Source organism: Xylanibacter oryzae DSM 17970 (assembly GCF_000585355.1).
Classification (GTDB): domain Bacteria; phylum Bacteroidota; class Bacteroidia; order Bacteroidales; family Bacteroidaceae; genus Prevotella; species Prevotella oryzae.
In genome coordinates this window covers 2575696-2593655 of sequence record NZ_KK073873.1, presented here as the reverse complement: position 1 = coordinate 2593655, position 17960 = coordinate 2575696, and the positions used below count along the sequence as shown (strand labels likewise).

At 39.4% G+C, this 17960-nt stretch carries 12 protein-coding genes; all 12 read right to left on the bottom strand.

Annotation, left to right across the window (positions count from 1 at the left end):
* Positions 1-269 precede the first annotated feature (269 nt).
* The 12 genes from XYLOR_RS10520 to XYLOR_RS10465 all read right to left on the bottom strand — a co-directional run bounded on the left by XYLOR_RS10520 (position 270) and on the right by XYLOR_RS10465 (position 17792).
* The gene (locus XYLOR_RS10520) at positions 270-896 is read right to left on the bottom strand and encodes a WbqC family protein (protein WP_036879276.1); all 627 of its coding nucleotides are present in this window, start codon (positions 894-896) and stop codon (positions 270-272) included.
* Positions 893-1576, bottom strand: coding sequence for a signal peptidase I (gene lepB, locus XYLOR_RS10515; protein WP_084608598.1), 684 nt, complete (start codon positions 1574-1576; stop codon positions 893-895). Before lepB (XYLOR_RS10515) ends, XYLOR_RS10520 begins: the two co-directional genes overlap by 4 nt.
* Positions 1577-1589: 13 nt before the next feature.
* Positions 1590-3026, bottom strand: coding sequence for a signal peptidase I (gene lepB, locus XYLOR_RS10510; protein ID WP_036879270.1), 1437 nt, complete (start codon positions 3024-3026; stop codon positions 1590-1592).
* A gap of 6 nt (positions 3027-3032) precedes the next feature.
* Positions 3033-3788 (bottom strand): 4-hydroxy-tetrahydrodipicolinate reductase, encoded by a 756-nt coding sequence (gene dapB / locus XYLOR_RS10505; protein WP_036879267.1) that lies wholly within the window; start codon positions 3786-3788, stop codon positions 3033-3035.
* Between the two features lie 781 nt (positions 3789-4569).
* A complete protein-coding gene (locus XYLOR_RS10500) occupies positions 4570-6579 on the bottom strand; it encodes a glycoside hydrolase family 97 protein (RefSeq protein ID WP_036879265.1) in 2010 nt (669 codons plus the stop codon).
* A gap of 25 nt (positions 6580-6604) precedes the next feature.
* Positions 6605-7807: a glycoside hydrolase family 99 protein gene (locus tag XYLOR_RS10495; protein WP_036881025.1), complete on the bottom strand. Its 1203-nt coding sequence runs from the start codon at positions 7805-7807 to the stop codon at positions 6605-6607.
* A gap of 10 nt (positions 7808-7817) precedes the next feature.
* Positions 7818-9347, bottom strand: coding sequence for a RagB/SusD family nutrient uptake outer membrane protein (locus XYLOR_RS10490; protein WP_036879262.1), 1530 nt, complete (start codon positions 9345-9347; stop codon positions 7818-7820).
* A gap of 17 nt (positions 9348-9364) precedes the next feature.
* Entirely contained in the window at positions 9365-12322 is a 2958-nt protein-coding gene (locus XYLOR_RS10485; protein WP_036879259.1) for a SusC/RagA family TonB-linked outer membrane protein, read from the bottom strand.
* 20 nt (positions 12323-12342) lie between these two features.
* Positions 12343-13581 carry a hypothetical protein gene (locus XYLOR_RS10480; protein ID WP_036879257.1) on the bottom strand — a complete coding sequence of 413 codons (1239 nt, stop codon included), beginning with the start codon at positions 13579-13581 and terminating at the stop codon, positions 12343-12345.
* Positions 13582-13596: 15 nt separating this feature from the next.
* The gene (locus tag XYLOR_RS10475) at positions 13597-14094 is read right to left on the bottom strand and encodes a DUF5004 domain-containing protein (protein ID WP_036879255.1); all 498 of its coding nucleotides are present in this window, start codon (positions 14092-14094) and stop codon (positions 13597-13599) included.
* A gap of 180 nt (positions 14095-14274) precedes the next feature.
* Positions 14275-15858, bottom strand: a complete 1584-nt coding sequence (gene susR, locus XYLOR_RS10470; protein ID WP_036879252.1) for a SusR family glycan utilization regulator — start codon at positions 15856-15858, stop codon at positions 14275-14277.
* A gap of 443 nt (positions 15859-16301) precedes the next feature.
* Complete coding sequence (locus tag XYLOR_RS10465) at positions 16302-17792, bottom strand: endo-1,6-beta-glucanase (protein WP_036879249.1); 1491 nt, start codon at positions 17790-17792, stop codon at positions 16302-16304.
* Between the last annotated feature and the right edge of the window lie 168 nt (positions 17793-17960).

Here is a 17960-nt window from a genome sequence, read left to right as displayed (position 1 = left end):
ATATTTTACTTTTTACTGCAGCAAGAACTTTCAAGGCACATTGACATTAGTCATTTATGGTTTAAAGTCATGGTCATTATGGTACCAATACTATATACTGTAACTTATATTCTTATTAGCAAAAAAGATAAAAAAAAGTTCCAAGATTATCTTTCTATACTCATGGGACCAATTGTCCTATTTTTTAATTTATATCTTTATTTATAAAAATTCTATTTAATTTAGTCATAACACATCTATAATGATTTGCTATGAAATTAAAAATGAGCCTATAAAAGGAATATACTTTCAGGTCCCATATTGAACAGAAGATCAAGAATGCTAAGGTTAGGTAGAAAACCATGCTTTGACTCGTAAACCTGATAATATCTCTTAGGTTCGAAATCATTATCTTGTAGAGGGCGTTTAGGGCGTATTACATCACGGAAGTCTGTGAAACCCTCAGGTGACTTTATAAACTCTTTTGTAGTCGCTATATTGGGGCGTAAATCAATAAGCTCGCACATCTTATTGGTTATCTCCATATTGAAGTCATAGAGGTATTCCCATTTCTTTTCAAAGAAAGGATGTATGTCATCGGCATAGTATTCGAAGAAAGGAGATTCTCCATAAGCACTTGTCAGAGCGTTCCAGTGTAGATGACGCCAGTTACCATGGTCGCTGATGCGAATGTCCTTCATAAGAGTCTTATTGTCTGCTAATACCGATTGTGAGTCAGACCTTTCAGTAGGAATTGTCAGAGCCTGTATGCCGTTGGTCGTAGCTATGATGCAGCGATTGCGATACGTCTGTTTCATGTAACTATCGTATTGCTCTATTAAAGTTACTTCACTGCGGTTAAGCTTCTGATACCATTGTACAGGTCCGAAATATGCGGATGATAATAATACTTTCATTTGATAAATTTGAATAATCTGTCTTCACGGTATCCTTCATAAAATGGTTTAGAATCGTCTTTATTATATACAATAGCAACGACTCTGCCTATTATATGACTCTCGGGAACAAGACCGAAAAAACGTGAATCTTTAAGATTTTGGTTGCTATGTGTAGACATCCAGTAATAATTTTGTGTGAATGATGCACAATGTGTTTCTTTACCGTCAACATAAAGATTGTTATTCTTAATCTTTGCGTCTTTATGTTCGTGTATTATGTATGTATTACATAGCAGTTGCATGTTATCTTTAGTTACCCTAACCATATGGCACTTACCGGGTATTATGAATTCTGGCGATGAGTTAAAATGTACTGTATCACCAGGCATAGCTTTGCAATAACCAACAAAAATAGAACGTTTGGATATGGAATGTAGAGAGTCAAGAGGGTTATTGAACGCTACCAAATCACCGTATTCTACATTACCCTTACACAATCTACCATAATCAAAAAGACCTCCCAAGCCTGTGCGTAGCCCATAACTCCATCTGTTCACCAGTATTCTGTCACCATCATTCAGTTCCGGTTTAAGGCCTGAAGAAGGTACGGTGTATATGGTGAACACCAAAGCGCGGAAAACTAACATCACCAAGAACGTGACTGCCAGTGCTACCACAAACTTGAGAGTTCCCTTCATTAGTTGTTTGAGTTTATTTTATATTGTCAACCCATCTGAACAGTCGTCCCCAGCGTATACCTGAGAAGCCATGTCGGTCGGGATCGGATGACCACCATATGAATATTGGTTTGCCCACAATATGGTCTTCAGGAACAAACCCCCAGTAGCGGCTGTCGGCAGAGTTATGACGGTTGTCACCCATCATCCAGTAGTAGTCCATCTTGAATGTGTACTTGTTGGTCTGCTTGCCATTGATGTAAATCTTACCATTCTTTATTTGTAGGTCATTGCCTTCATATACCTTGATAGGACGCTCATAGATAGCTATGTTGTTCATATCAAGTTTGATGCTTTTACCTTTTGCAGGTATCCATATAGGACCGTAGTTATCGCGTGTCCAATGCATGTTGCCATTTAGTGGGTATGTATCATTATATGTAGCGTCTTTGTTAAGACGAATGCTCTGTACAAGATCTTTGCGATGTGAAAGTACTGACAGTGCATGCTTGGTAAGAGGCATATATCCGGATTGATTGAGAGATGTAATATCTTCGTTGCTGATGCCAAGGTCGTGCATTAGATCATCAGATAGAACCTGCTTGAATTTGATGTAATAAGTATATTGCACATTATCAGGCTCTTTGTTTGCTTTCCCGTTAAGGTAAACTATGTGGTTCTTGATTTGTAATGTCATGCCAGGCAGACCTACACAGCGCTTAACATAATTCTCACGGCGGTCTGTAGGCCTCGTCATTATAGAACCGTATTCTGCCTGGTTGTCAAGTATTGCTTGCTTACCAATGGCATAAACCTTATCAAACAAGGCCCGGCGCTGCATAGGATTAAGTGAGTCTATATTAGGATGTTGCGGGTACAACTGCCATCCCATACCATAGCACATCTGATAATAATCATAAGCCTGATATCGAGGTGAACTTACAAGAGTATCACCTGCAGGATAGTTGAATACAACAATATCATTTAGTTTAATCTTGCCAAGTCCCTTTACACGACGGTATTCCCAATGAGGCCATTCAATATATGATTTCATGTCTACGATAGGCATTGTATGTTGTGTAAGAGGCATGGTGAGAGGTGTTTCAGGTATACGTGGACCATAACTGACCTTGCTTACAAACAGATAGTCTCCTGTTAGAAGAGATTTTTCAAGTGAGGAAGACGGAATAACATAATTCTGGAAGAAGAAAAGATTGATGAAGTATACCGCAACCAGAGCAAATACTAGAGCATCAACCCAACTCATAAGGAATTTTACAGGTTTTTCAGCATCTTTCCACCATTGCCACTTTATCTTTTTAGTAATATATACATCAAAGATGAATGGAACAACAATTAGTCCGAGCCAACTCTTTACCCAAAGTAGAAACGCCAGATATAATGCCATTACGACAATGAACTTAGTCCATTGTACCTTCATGTTACGGCTTTCTTTCTCTTTATTTATCATATTATTCTAAAATTTAAACAGGTCGCTAGTAGTAAGCAAACCATTGTGATCTTTTGTGTACTCTGCAGCTAATACAGCCCCTAGTGCGAATCCCTTACGGCTGTGCGCATCGTGAGTTATAGCGATTTTGTCTGCTTCAGAATCATACTCAATAGTGTGTATGCCCGGAACTTCGTCACGGCGAATACTATTGATTGCCAACTCATTGTCGGCACATTTATCTGAGCCTGTAATAGAACCGTCCGGTGCCAGTAAAGTACCTTTCACCCATTTGTCTTTGCTGTTAATATTATCTATTATATCTTCAGCAAGTGTTATAGCTGTACCTGAAGGAGCATCCAATTTATGTATGTGGTGAGTCTCTTCCATCTTAACGCTATACTGTGGAAAATCATTCATGACCTTAGCCAGATAGCGGTTAACGGCACTGAATATAGCTACGCCAATGCTGAAGTTTGAGGCCCAGAATAGTGTTTGTCCACCTTCGGTACACATTTTCTTTACATCATCGCCATGTTCCTTCATCCATCCGGTAGAGCCTGAAACTACTTTAACATTGTGCTTGAAGGCCTTAAGATAGTTACCGTAAGCTGCCATTGGTGCTGTAAATTCTATCGCAACATCAGCAGATGAGAAAGCAGGACTGTCAAAATCCTGTGGATTATTAATATCTATGATACTAACAATTTCATGGCCACGGTCTTTAGCAATCTGTTCAATCATTTTGCCCATTTTACCGTAGCCGATCAAAGCAATTTTCATTTTAATTCGAATTAAATTTTCGCAAAGGTAACTATTTTAGTCCATATCTTGTTTGTTTTCAACCAATTTTATTAAATTTTTCAACAGATTATGCTTGAATTTAGTGTTGTTTATCTGATGCATAGCTAAACTGGTATGAGTAATATTTTGAAAATAGAGCATAATACACTATTGTATCATTTTTTATTTAGAAATGTTTTTTCACCTCCCTCTGGTATGAAATAACGTAAGCAACTGATATGTAGATATATAAATCTGGGGAGGTGAAATTCTGACCTCCCCGGATTTTATGATTTTCGCCTACTTTCTATCAATAGGCAGAGATCCTTGTAATCGTAAGATGCATGTATTAATGACATCTTGTACTATTTTATTAATCAATGAAACTCTAAACATATAAAAAACCAATAATAGCCTATCCCTTTTATTGTATAAAACGATGATTCTCGAATACCAATTCAAGTTAGATTGCTTACCAATTTAACTTAGATTACCAATCAATTCAAGTTAGATTGCTTGTTGTTTAACCCCCTTAATACTCGGTATCTCAATCCGGGGAGGTGAAAATTTCACCTCCCCGTAGATAAAGTGTTGATAATTATGTAGTTATATGTAAAAATACCAGAGGGAGGTGAAAAACACTTTTATTTTTTGGAAAAAACATTTTGGAAGAACAAGTTCATGATTTGAAAACCTGCTGGTTGCCATTTTAATTTTTTGCAGGACATTTAATAGCAATACCAGCAGGATACTAAAAATACAAAGTTTACCTTACTAAAGCCTATTTATTTTTCTCTATACATATCGCAGCTCCTCCACTAGGCGCAAGATGTAACTTCAATACTGTTGCTGATGTAACATCACGTGTCATCGTAGTAAGTGAAGTGGGATTATTGCGATAGTCGGCACCTGGGCCATCTTGGTATATTATGGCGGTATACTGTGCACCGGCATCAAGAAAATCAAGAGATATGTCTATGTCACGGCCATCTTTATCAGTCACACTGCCTACAAACCACTTTTCACTGTTACGGTCTTTACGTGCTATTGTAACATATTTTCCTATCTCGGCATTAGGTACTACAGTCTTCGACCAGTTCGTGGAACATGATTCTATAAACGCCAGTCCGGGTTGGTCTTCGTAATTCTCTATCATATCGGCTGCCATCTGCCATGGACTATATATTATTACATACTCAGCTAACTGCTTTGCCAACGTTGTCTGTGGATGAGTACTAGGAAAAGCTGTGTTGTGAAAATTAAATATTCCAGGGGTAAAATCCATTGGCCCTGCCAGTCCACGGGTAAAAGGCAATAAGCAAATATGTTCAGGAGGATTGCCTCCGTCTGTTGACCATGCATTATATTCTTGTCCGCGCATTCCTTCCTGAGTCATAAGATTGGGATATGTGCGTTGCAATCCTGTTGGCATTGCAGGTTCATGATTTACTACCATAAGATGGTATTTTGCTGCTGTTTCTATTACCTTACGATAATGACGAATGCCATACTGGCTGTGCTGCAGTTCACTGTTGTCAAGAATGGTATTTACATATCCTGTCTTTATTGTATTAATACCTAGAGAATGATATAAAGCAAAAGCACTGTCCAATTGATTCTCATAATTTTTAGCTGCACCACCTGTCTCATTATGGGCTATTATGCGAACACCTTTTTCGTTGGCATAAGCACATAAGCCTTTCAAGTCGTAGTCTGGATAAGGACGTGTAAAACTAAATTTATCTCCTTCTCTAGTCCAGTCGCCATCCCATCCGTAGTTCCATCCTTCTACTAATACAGATTTGAAACCATGGCGTGCTGCGAAATCGATATAACGGCGTGTGTTTTCTGTCGTAGCTCCGTGCTGAGGTCCCTGCGCCCATGTGTACTTCTTCATGTGCATCCCCCACCATATACCTACATATTTGCCAGTCTGTATCCATGAGGTATCTTTTATCTTGCATGGTTCATTGAGATTGAGCATCAGCCTTGATGTTATCAACTCGCCCGGTTTGTGCACGATGATGCAAGTGCGCCACGGCGTTTTGAAAGGTGCTCTGGCATACACCTTTACACCGTTTTTCCATGGCGTCAATGCAGCTACCAGTGTTACGGCTGCTCCAGGATAATGTCTAGGTGTATAGTTGAGTGAAGCATAATCTGTGAGATTTGCTTCATGCAGTGCCATAAAGAGAGAGTCATTCACTTGGATTGTAATGGGTGTATTCACTGTATCTTTATTGCTAAGTGGCGATTTTGTCCATAGTGCCTCATAATAAGATGTCCCATTTGTTGGTTCTGTCCATGCCTGTGCGTCAACGGGCATGGATACTTGTGTTAGTTCTTCCATGATGCGGAAGTCTGTGAGATTGTTCTGCTTTGGGAATTCATAGCGGAAACCGAAACCATCGTTGAATACACGGAACACTATATTCATTTTCAAATAATGTTTTTTGGTCTGTTGCAAACATAGAGTCAATTCATTATAATTATTCTTTACGGTTTTGTCTTCTCCCCACACTTGCTCCCATGTTTCGTTTTTGCTGTCTCTGCTTTTAGAAACTATTTTGAGTCTGTCTTTCAATGAACCATCATTCATTTTGAAACCCAGATATGAAACATTAATGATTGATTCCTTGTCACGTCTTACCTGATAGTATGGTTTCCCGCCCTTCAATCCTGTTGTAACAATTATATGTCCGTCAGGCGAAGCCACTGTGTCGGCGGCATATATCCCTTGCAGAGTCATAACAGAAAGCGACACGGTGAGTACTAATTTTTCTAATTTCATATATTATTGTTTTTATGTTTTATATCTATAGTTGGTCCATCAGAGTCTTTGCCTTTTCAGGCTGTAGGGCATTGAGATAGTCATAGCACTTATCGAGTATTTTTGTCTTCACCGTGTCGTTGGCATATTTTACGCGTAATTGATACCACTTGTATATCAGTTCCAAGTTGCTCTGCTGATAACTTACACCGGTGAACGATTGCAATGCAGTAAGATAACGATAGCCGAACTCTTTTGTTGGCTCTATGATGGTACCTTCGCCATAGTCGTTCCATGTACTAACCTGGAGGTAATTGAGACCTGCCGACTGTGCAGCCTGTAGTTGACTATTGAAAAGTGCTCCATCTTTGTCATCGTATGTGGTGTATCCATCTCCTGCACCACCCAATTTATAATAGTCGTAGAAACCGGGCATAGCTCCGCCTATTACCATCATGTAATTTTTCTTTGCTTGTGTGTACCAGTCTGCTGGACTGGCGTTAACCCAGAGGAATTCGCCTTGAGAATTGGTGTATTCAGGACTATTTGCCTTACTAGATGCATAGTTGAGTACTATGAATTCGGGCTTTGTCGACAAAACCTGGAAAACACGGTACCAGTCAGCTGATGTCGTTATCTTCTGAGGACCGAAATCGAGCAATAGTGGTCTGCCGTCGATTTTTGTATAGTTGTCAGAGGTAAAGAAGTTTTTTGCCAGATATGTCATATCTGTACGGGCTTCTATCACTGCATCATTACCAAGATTAGCATCCTCATAGCATATAGACAACTGCATTCCAGCTTTCTTGATTGCGGTGAAAAGTGCTACAGTATTGCTCGTATGTTTAGCTGTAGAATTGTCGGCATTAGACCCATACCAGTCAACTATCACTCCGTCTATACCCGAATATTTCATCAGCAGACACTGATAATTAAGTATATCGACATCACCAGAGGCGTATGCTCCTGTAAGCGGATGGTAGTGAGAAGCTATCTCGCCGTTACCGGGGTTTAGAGAGGCATTCATTGTCCAATGCCATCCCCATTTACCTGTAGTGCTAGTCTTATTTGTTTCAAACCAAATCATGAAATGGGCCAATATTTTCATAGAGTTGGTTTTCGTAGGCAACTGTGCTGTAAGTATCTCTGTATCCGTATTTCCGCTAGATGATTGGTCGTTGGCGTCACTGCTACTGCATGACGAGAATAGCAGTGACGTTATGATTATATATAGTAGGATTCTTTTCATTCGATAAATATTAATAACCTGCATTCTGTTTCAGATTAGGATTTTTGGATAGTTCCTCTGCAGGGATTGGATAGATTCCTGTGTGATGGTCGGAAGCATCCTCTCCCTTGTTCCACCATGACTTATAAAATGTACCGAAACGAATGTTTACAGTACGGCGGTTGCCCTCGTATGCAAATTCATGCAGCCATTCGTTGTCAAGAGTAGTATCATCAAGTGTTGTAAGGTCACCTAGTCCTGCACGCTCACGTATTTTATTTACGAATGTAAGGGCTGTTTGTGTATAACCCAGTCGATAATATGCCTCACCTTCCATCATCAGCACTTCTGCATAGCGCATCAGTACCCAGTCGTTGTCTCTCTCCCATGAATCGGTAGCGTTCCATTGGTATTTATCAAGACGGGCACCTTCGTTTTGAAGGGCGTTGGTATAATCTTTTATTTCTTCTGTATAGTTGAGTGGTTCACCGTTATCCATATTTACTGCCGAACCGTCCTTTGCACTGTACTGCTGACCAACCATCAGAGTCTTCCCGCGACGTGTATCTCCGTCTTCGTATGATGACCATACGCCAGGTTTGGCACATATACCGTTACCACACCACTGGTATGAACCGTCGGCTGAGAAGGCGTATTTCTGATTGTAATGGTATGTCATAGAAGCCAGGTAGTTGCCTACTGTTCCTTGCTTGTGGTCGTAAGGGATGGCAAAGATTATCTCTTTAGAACCTTCGTTAGCTGTATAGAAGTTTGCCTTGTAATCCGACATCAGCGAATAACCTGAAACCTTTTCGCAAGCGTCAATACATTTTTTCCATTGTGCTGTACCTGTGTACACTTCAGCGTTAAGGTACAGACGTGCTAGCAACGTATAGGCTACATTCTGGGTGAAACGGCCATACTGGATACCTGTAGGCAGATAACTCATAATATCTGTCAATTCATTTTCCACAAAGTTATAGACAGTCTTACGATCTGAGTTGGAGGGAAGTTCAGTTACTGTAAAATCGGTAGATATTGGAACATTTCCAAACTCATCGAGCAAGAGATAATAGTAGTAGGCACGTAATCCGCGGAGTTCAGCCTCGACCTTTTTCTTTGACTCGTCAGAAAGACCACTTTTCTCTACTTGATAGATGATGGCATTTACCTTTGAAACTCCGGTGAAAGCATACCGCCATCCAGCCAGCACACATTGGTTGCTGGCATCATATGTATGGTATTGTAACTGCTGGTAGCGCCCACCGTCATACCAGTCGCTACCACGTGTCGGGATACAAGCTTCGTCACTTACACATTCGTTAAGGAAAAACACATATTCACAAGTTGGATAACAGTTCACACCATTACCTTCGTCAGTACTCGAACCATAGCCACGCAAGGTGGAATAGGCTCCGCCAACGATAGTTTTCACTTCTGATTCAGTCTTGCCATAGTCGTCCATTGATACGACATTGAATAAATCCTCATTAAGATTTGTACAACCTGTTATTGAGAGTGCCCCGAAAAACAATGAGGCAACGATATATTTTGTTTTCATTTTCTTGTACTTTTTAATTAGAATGAAATGTTAACACCTATTGAGAACGTACGTGGGCGTGGAGAATATGTTGCCCCGTCACCTGTTTCGTTATCGGTAATCAGACGGTCGATGCCAGGACCTTCCAGTACATTGTCAGGTATATATATTTCAGGATCGGTTCCCTTATATCCTGTGATACAGAACAGATTTTCACCGGTAACATAAAGACGGATGCGCTCGAAACCCAACTTTTTCACACCTGGTATCGAATAACCTATGGTTAGCGCCTGTAGACGGAAGAAACTGCCGTTTTCTATATAATAGTCTGAGAACACAGGGTTTGCTTTGATACCACTACTGATAAAATCATCTAGCGTGTTCTGTGCTGGCAGCCGGGATGAGTCGAAGAGTTCCATACGGGTTGCATTAAGTACCTTCTGACCAAACATTCCATAACCAGATACTGTAAAGTCGAAATTTTTATAGTTAGCGGTAATCGAAACACCGAGATTCCATTTTGGCATCGCTGAACCTAGATAGAATCCCTTGCCATCCTCTCCGTAGTCGAGAATATATTTGCCATCTGCATCAATACCTGAACATTTTGGTCCCCAGAAAGCTCCTGTAGGATATCCTTCCTTAATAACCTGTGAATAGACGCCAGATAGACCGCGTAGCCCGTGTAGAGAACCAGCCTGCAGACCTACTGCCTCGTATGTGTCGTTAGACAATTTCGTTATTTCCTGATGATTGTATGACAATGATGCGTTAGCATCTAGAGTAAAGTCTTTTGTACGTACTATATTTGTACCGAGTGTCAGTTCCACTCCCTTGTTTTCCATATCTCCTACGTTGGCTAGCATCTTTCCTACTATATAAGGAGGTTGCGGTACAGGATAGGTCCAAAGCAAGTCGGATGTCTTCTTGCTGTAGAATTCAATACTACCGTTGATGCGGTTGAAGAGACCAAAGTCTAGACCGATGTTCCATTGTGCTGTCGACTCCCATTTCAAGTCAGAATTTGTATTTTGTGTTTGTGTATATGAATTTTTCCATGTTCCTGTAGACGAATCATAATATACAGCTCCTGTAGCACTTAGCACAGCTATTGACTTATATGCCGATACACCACTTTGGTTACCTGTAACGCCATATCCGGCACGCAGTTTCATATTGTCGAGCCATCCGCTTGTACCTTTCATGAATGTTTCGTCACTGATACGCCACGCTAGCGATACAGAAGGGAATGTTCCCCATTTATGATCTTCACCGAATACTGAAGAACCGTCATGGCGCAATGTAGCAGTAAGCATATACTTGTTCATTAGGTTGTAATTGGCACGACCGAAGAACGAGATAAGTTTGGTTTTGCTCTTGTAAGAGTATACATCCGTCTGACGGTAGTCTGTACCTGCAGCAAGGTTATTGTAACTGAAAGCGTTGGTTTCGAATCCGCTACGGGTGGCACCGAAACCTTCGTTTACATTATCTAAATATGAATAACCTGCCATTATATTCAAGTGATTATCCTTATCTATTTTTTTGTCGTAAGAGAGATATGTCTCTATCTGACGATTGGTATATTCTGCATAAGTGCGCTGTGCCCAACCGTTTTCGCTCTGACCCTCCAATCTTGCATAAGTGGGTTTGTATGTTCCGCCTGTTGTATGCTGGAACTCATATGAACCGTTAGCAACTGCTTTCAGACCATCAATTATTTCCAATTCCACCTTACCATAACCGAGGAAACGATGACGCTTATTTTGTTGCTCGCGGTTGGTGTTTATTTCTACTGGGTTTTCTGTATTAGTTCCATTAAGTTGCGCAAAACTACCATCTTCGTTGTACACAGGGAATGTTGGGTTGATATTCAATTCACGCTCGAAAATACGTGAATCAATAGGATGCCAACTGTCAAAGTTGGCATTTACACCAGTTTCCATACGCAGACGTCCGTTTAGTCCGAACTGGTATGAACTGACAGAGATCGCTAGTCGGTTCATTTTGTTGTTTACAATTACACCTTCGTTATTGTTGTATGTAACGCTGGCACGGTAGCCACTAGTTTTACGTGAATTGCTGAAACTTACATTATGAGAGTGTGAGATAGCTGTGCGGAGCAGTTCATCTTGCCAGTCGGTATTAGCACCATAGTCAAGAGCATTTGCCACTTTGTTTTCGCGTACATAATCGCGCCACTGATTAGCAGATAGCATATCCAGTTTCTTAGCCACACTGGCGAAAGCAACGTAGGCATTATATTGCATTGTCTTCTTCTCTACGTCTGTTGCAGTTCGATTGGTTGTTACTATTATCACACCATTGGCACCACGACTTCCGTATATGGCTGCTGCTGAGGCATCCTTCAGTACATCAATACTTACTATTTCGGATGGCTGTACTGAGTTGAAATCAACTCCTGCTATACCGTCTACCACTATCAAAGGACCGTTGCTAGCTGATAGCGAAGTACCTCCACGAAGACGTAGTGACGCACCATTTTCAGGTGAACCACTGCTTTGTACTACCGACAATCCTGCAACCTTTCCCTGCAGCATTTGTTCGGTACTAGTTATAACGCCCTGTTTCAGGTCTTTTGCATTAACCGAAGCGATGGAACCTGTGAGGTCACTCTTGCGCATAGTACCGTAACCTACACCTACAACAATTGTTTCGTTAAGTGTCTTGGCATCTGTCTCCATCTTGATGGTAAGGCTCTTCCCTGCTTTCACCTTTCTGGTTACGTAACCTATATATGAGATTTCGAGAGTTGCGTCCTGACTACAGTTTACGGAAAAGTTTCCGTTCATATCAGTAACAGAGCCTCCGTTAGCCTTTAATACTTTAACTGTGGCACCAACTAATGGTTCATTTTGATCGTCTACTACACAACCAGTGGCTGTGCTGTTCTGTGATGACACAGGTAAACTGAAGGCCATTAACATCATTATGGCAATGACCGATAATATATTATTGAATGATATCTTATTCATAATCGTTCTTTATTTTAGAATTATTCGTCAACTGTAAACAATGGGATTTCTGTTGAAATCAACGTTGCCCCTGCTTCGTTTGTAATAGTCAGTGTCATACTGCTAGCACTTACACTTGCTAGTTGCTCAAGCAGGTTGACGGATACTTGACGCTTGTCACGTGTACCGTCTATTGTACCAGTAAAGGTTTTGTTTCCTGCATCTATCTTATATTTTAGAACACCATCTCGCTTGCCGTTATATTTACGTATAAATGTAATAATATCTTGGGTGCTGACCTTTGTGGGGAAATAAGAGAATATGGGATCTGGATAGACTTCTGCTGACCCAGCCTTGTTCAAATAGTCTGAACTTGTGCCTCCCCAGTCGTTGTTTAGTATTCCTACAACGAGCCATGCCAGATTGTCTATCTGTTCATCTGCTTTCAGAAGTGTTGATGCCTGCGAACCATCATCGGCATAGTTCCAACTGTAATAGTCATAAGGACTTGTCATACTTATTTCGTAATAGCCGTTGGTCAATTTATGTATGTTTGTCTTCTTCATACAACCGTCTATCCATACTTTTACACCTTGCAGGAATGTCCAGTCGTTCAGTCCTGAGTGGAGTTTAAAACCACCGAAGCTACTCTGCTTGGTAAACTCTGTCATGGTTTTTCCTCCTACGGTAAACAAATCGGGATTAAATACTATAGTAAGGGCTTTGTTGAGTGTGAAACCTTCGGTCAATGTTAGTGTATTTCCTGTAAACGAAGTAGCATAAAACTTGCATGCACTATTGCTTTTTGCAAATTCTTTCCATGTAGAACGACTGTCTGGAGCCTGGAATACATCACTCTCCTCTGCTCCGTCCTTTGTCTTTAATCGGCACCAGAAGCCTGCCCAATCGTCAGTCTGGCAAGTATTATAAACATCTGTTTCACTCATTGTAGATGCACCTTGCGAGAAATACTTTGTAGGGGTAATTGTCATTGAATAAACATTCTCACCTTCATACTTCAGTTTGGCGAAATTTGATGAGTTTTCCCAGTTGCCTGCATCAGGTTCACTTGGATTCCAACACCAAAGATACAGATCAATGCCTTCTTTGAATCCGGCATCAGTCATATCAAAATAGAAGGTTACAGGCTCGTCAACCGAAAATACAGTAGGAACAGTCCACATACGTTGTGGACCGCCGTGGTCTACGGTTGCAAAGGCAGTCATTGACTGCAATGTCATAACTAGTAAAATAATTAAAGTAACGAAAGTCTTTTTCATAATATTTTCTCCTGTTTATTTTTGTGCAGTTAGATTATATGTATAGGATACAAACGACACACCATTGTTTTTTCGGGTTAGTTTGTACTCTAGAACGGCATTTGTTCCAGGTACAGCAGTGATTGTCAGGTCTACATTGTTATTGAGTAGAATCTTTGCAGACGAACCATTACTATTTACAAAAGCATTAGCCAGTTTCCATGTACCGGATGTTGGCAATAGGGCTGGAGCACTACCTGTAATAGTAAAGGTTGTAGGATTGTTCTCACTGTCAAGGTTAAAACTGATGCCAAATGACTTAAAATTGAACACATTGGTAAGGTCCATTGTACTAGTTGTGGTCTCATCGGTCTGTGTTATAGAATTGAGGATCCAGTTTCCTCCTATCTTCTCATACTGTGTGATAGGAGCCACATAATTTCCGTCGTCAGTGCTTGCGCACGAACATACTGATAATATGCCGAGCACTAGAAGTGAAGACTTCAGAACATTTGAAATTCCATTTTTTCTCATAGATTTATTTATTAGGTTTATAATAAAAATTTTAATGCTGCAAAGTTATTGCAGATAATCCGTGAAATAAAAATAGTATATAAAAATATAACCAAAAAAGAAGTTGTAATTTTATAACTTCTTAATTATAAGATAGTTATAAAATTACAACTTAAAATTTGTATAAAGAAAATATTACGTTTATATCTTCATAATCCGTTTTTCAAACTCATCATTACTTACTATAGACTTGTTCTTCACACGGGTCTTATAAGTATTGATGGTATTTACCGAGTAATTAAGGAACTGCGCTATACGTTCAGCATCATTGATACCAAGTCTTGTAAGTGCGAAGATACGCATTTCAGTTGTTAAATTTTGGGTATTCTCAGGCAACTTACGGTCTTTCTTGTCAAAGAGCTTATTGAAGTTTTCTATAAAGTCGGGGAACAGCTTTAGGAATGTCTCGTCGAAATCAGCAAACATAATTTTACGGTCAGCAATAAGAGTCGACTCTTTCAGACTCCTCTGTAATTCTTCGTACTGATGTGCTGAAATTTTATGGTCGATAGCACGGTATAGTTTTTCAACCTTATTTATATAGTCTGCATTGATAGCAAACGATTTGCCTATATATTCTGTCTTTATCTTATTGGCTTCCTGTAGCTCCACGAACCCTTCCTCCAGTTTTTTGTTACGGTCTTCTATCGTATTACGTGCCTCCTTCAACTTACGCATCTGTCGGCGAATGAAGTAAAACGAACATATAAGTACAAATACAAGTAACGATACTGCAATTATGACAGCTAGCATGGTATTCCTCTGTCTGCTGATAGCTTTATAGCGATCTTGCTGAATGATAGGTAGAATATTGCCAATCTCTATTTTTCGTTGACGGGCATCATACATATTGGCATCATCAAGAGCTTTCTGCAAATATAATATAGCACGGTTATAATCACCATTTTTATATAATATAGCTCCAACTTCGCGCAGTGCTGTTGTTTCTTTTGTAGACGACTGAATATCATAGATGGCAGCTTCAGCCAGATAATTAAGGGCATTCTGATTATCACCATTCAACTTATAAATCCAACCCAGACTAGATGTAACAATAGCCCTTACATGATTACTCAGATACTTATCCTTGAGCAGTTTTTTAAATGAATACTCAGATTCATCATATTTATATTCCTTCATCTGTTGAAGTCCGTCTATATAGTACCACTCCCACGATGCATTCTTAAGATGAACTTTCATAGAGTCAACCATCTCATGAGCCTTTTTTACATAGTTGTTTTGGTATGGTTTCGCATGATTATAATCTGAAATATCAGCAAGCAGGCGCCATCTTGTGAAAAAATAACGCATTCTCGCCTTCTCATCTGCGTGAGAAATATCGATAGCATCAATCCCATCGAAAGCCTCCTTATATAGTCCTGCTGATAGCAGACAGAATACCACATTACATTTGGCATTCACTATCAGACTAGAATTTTTCAGTCGTTCAGATTGAACCAGAGTTTTCTGAGCATAAATAAAAGCGGAATCATATTTAAAAGAACTGTACGACTCATACATATCATTATAAACATTATAGAGAGCCATATCATTATGCGCCTGAGCAACCCTCTTATGCAGCATCTTTATCCTATCCTCCTTCTGTCTGTCGTACGTAGCACTCTTACGCAGATATATATCCAATGTATCGAGGATTTCCATACCCGCGAAACAGTGAACGCCATAAAGGTTGAATAGCAATATAAACAAATATAATTTTGGCATAATAGTTTAACTAGTATTGCAACATTGCTTAAGGTGTAACTATTCTCATTATTTATATAGAATCTGCTGCAAATATAATATTAAATTCTTAAAGACGAAATTATTTTATTGAAATAATTCCGATTCGCACATTTTTAATAACATATCGATTCGCACAAGAATACACGAATAATTCACAGGTTCTTCATAGGGTGAAACCTGCTTCTTATGATAGCGGATGAGGCAACTATTAAGTACTTGCTGTCGTTACGGCTCAGAAGTATTATCTCCGAATGCTTCGTAGCTATGCTTCAACAAATCCTTAATATTCGTATTTAAGAAGGTTTATAGGTTGGCATATCAAAAATTTTACACAACGCTTTCGTAATTGTGCCCCCCTTTAGTCTATAGAGGTTTTCTATACAGGTATATCCAACATTGTACAAGTCAACACCATATTATTTTTATTGCCATTGTGTGGAGACCACACTCTTAGCCGGTATAATAACTTTTATTGTATTTTTGCTATCACCGATTGATATGTTTTGTTGCATAGCAGATGTGTTGCATAATACCATTCCATAAGAACCGTCTGTATTTTTAAATGCTGAATAAATAATACCATTTATAGCAAGACTTTTTTCAGTAGTGCCTATACGCACAGCTCCGGGTTTTATCACAGAAGAGAGATGAGCTATTACATAATAGTGCGAATTCAAACTAATTGTCTTGTAGTCATTCTTATTGATATCTACAGCACCATAACAGGTCTGACAGCCTCCGTCAAGATTAGGTCCCATATTGCTATCAAGCATCAGGTTCCATACTATTACAGCTGTACAATATTTATTTACAGTGCCCAAGGCTATATGCTGCATGTCGTCTAGCAGACGGGTTCTTAAATTTCTACCGTCGTTCCATGTTCCTATAGAAGCCTCTGAAAATATCAATCCTTTATCAGGGCGGCTATTGTGCATAGCATCCAGTGAACTTTCATCGCCAAGATAGTTATGAAAGGCTGCACCTACTACATATTCGGAGCCTTCATAGCCATCCATAGTTTTATATACATTGAGTGGATATGAATAGGCATCATAATTATGATCGTATGCATAAATCTTGGTTGTCAATCCGTTCTTCTTGAATGTTGGAGTTAATACCTTCAGAAAATCAGCTTCTTCAGACCAAGGCATATATAGTGATGCACAATTGCCTTTGTTGAGTGGCTCATTCTGAGGAGTAATGGCATATATAGGTATACCTGCACTTTGATATGCATTAATCCATTTCACGAAATAGTCTGAATAAGTCTGATAATAATCAGGATTAAGATGACCGTCTGTCCAACTATTGTGAGGTGTCTTATTATTAATGTCTTCTACTTTCATCCATTGTGGGCATGTCCATGGTGATCCTATAACCTTTAGATGTGGGTTGATAGCAAGAATTTCTTTCATTACAGGTATAACATAATTTATGTCGTCTGATTGAAGTCCAAAATTTTCAATTCCCGGATTGTCACAACATGTGTATTCCTTGCTAGAAAAATCTGAACATCCAATAGAGATTCTTACATAACTGAATCCGTATCCGTCTGTATCAGAGAATGTCTTGCGTAGAAAATTAGTCCTGTCAGTCTGTGACATCTTCAATAGATTGTATGCAGTGCTGTATGTAATAGCAGCCCCAAAACCATCCATAGTCTGATAAGTCAGCGAAGGGTTGATCTCTATATCAGCACTTTTATTATTGTCACCGGATAATATATCAGCATTTATTTTAGTTAACGAATACATACCTGTAGCAGATGTCATATATACGGTTGCTTTACCTGTGACAGTGCCACCTGTTGTTCCTGACGGGTCATCGCTTATAGAATTGCTACTGCCACACGACACTAATGGTATAAAACCTATCATTGTGATGATTAGCAATTTCCTTGTCTTTCTCTTCATAGTCTTCAATTTTACAAAAGTTATTAATTTAATTAGATCTCACATTATTAGATTTCTATTTTAGAATCTATTGCAAAATTAGATATTAAAAATGAAACCAAATTTAAGACAAAGGTCATAATGTGGACCAATATTGTGGATCGTAAATCTTAACGTATTGATATATAA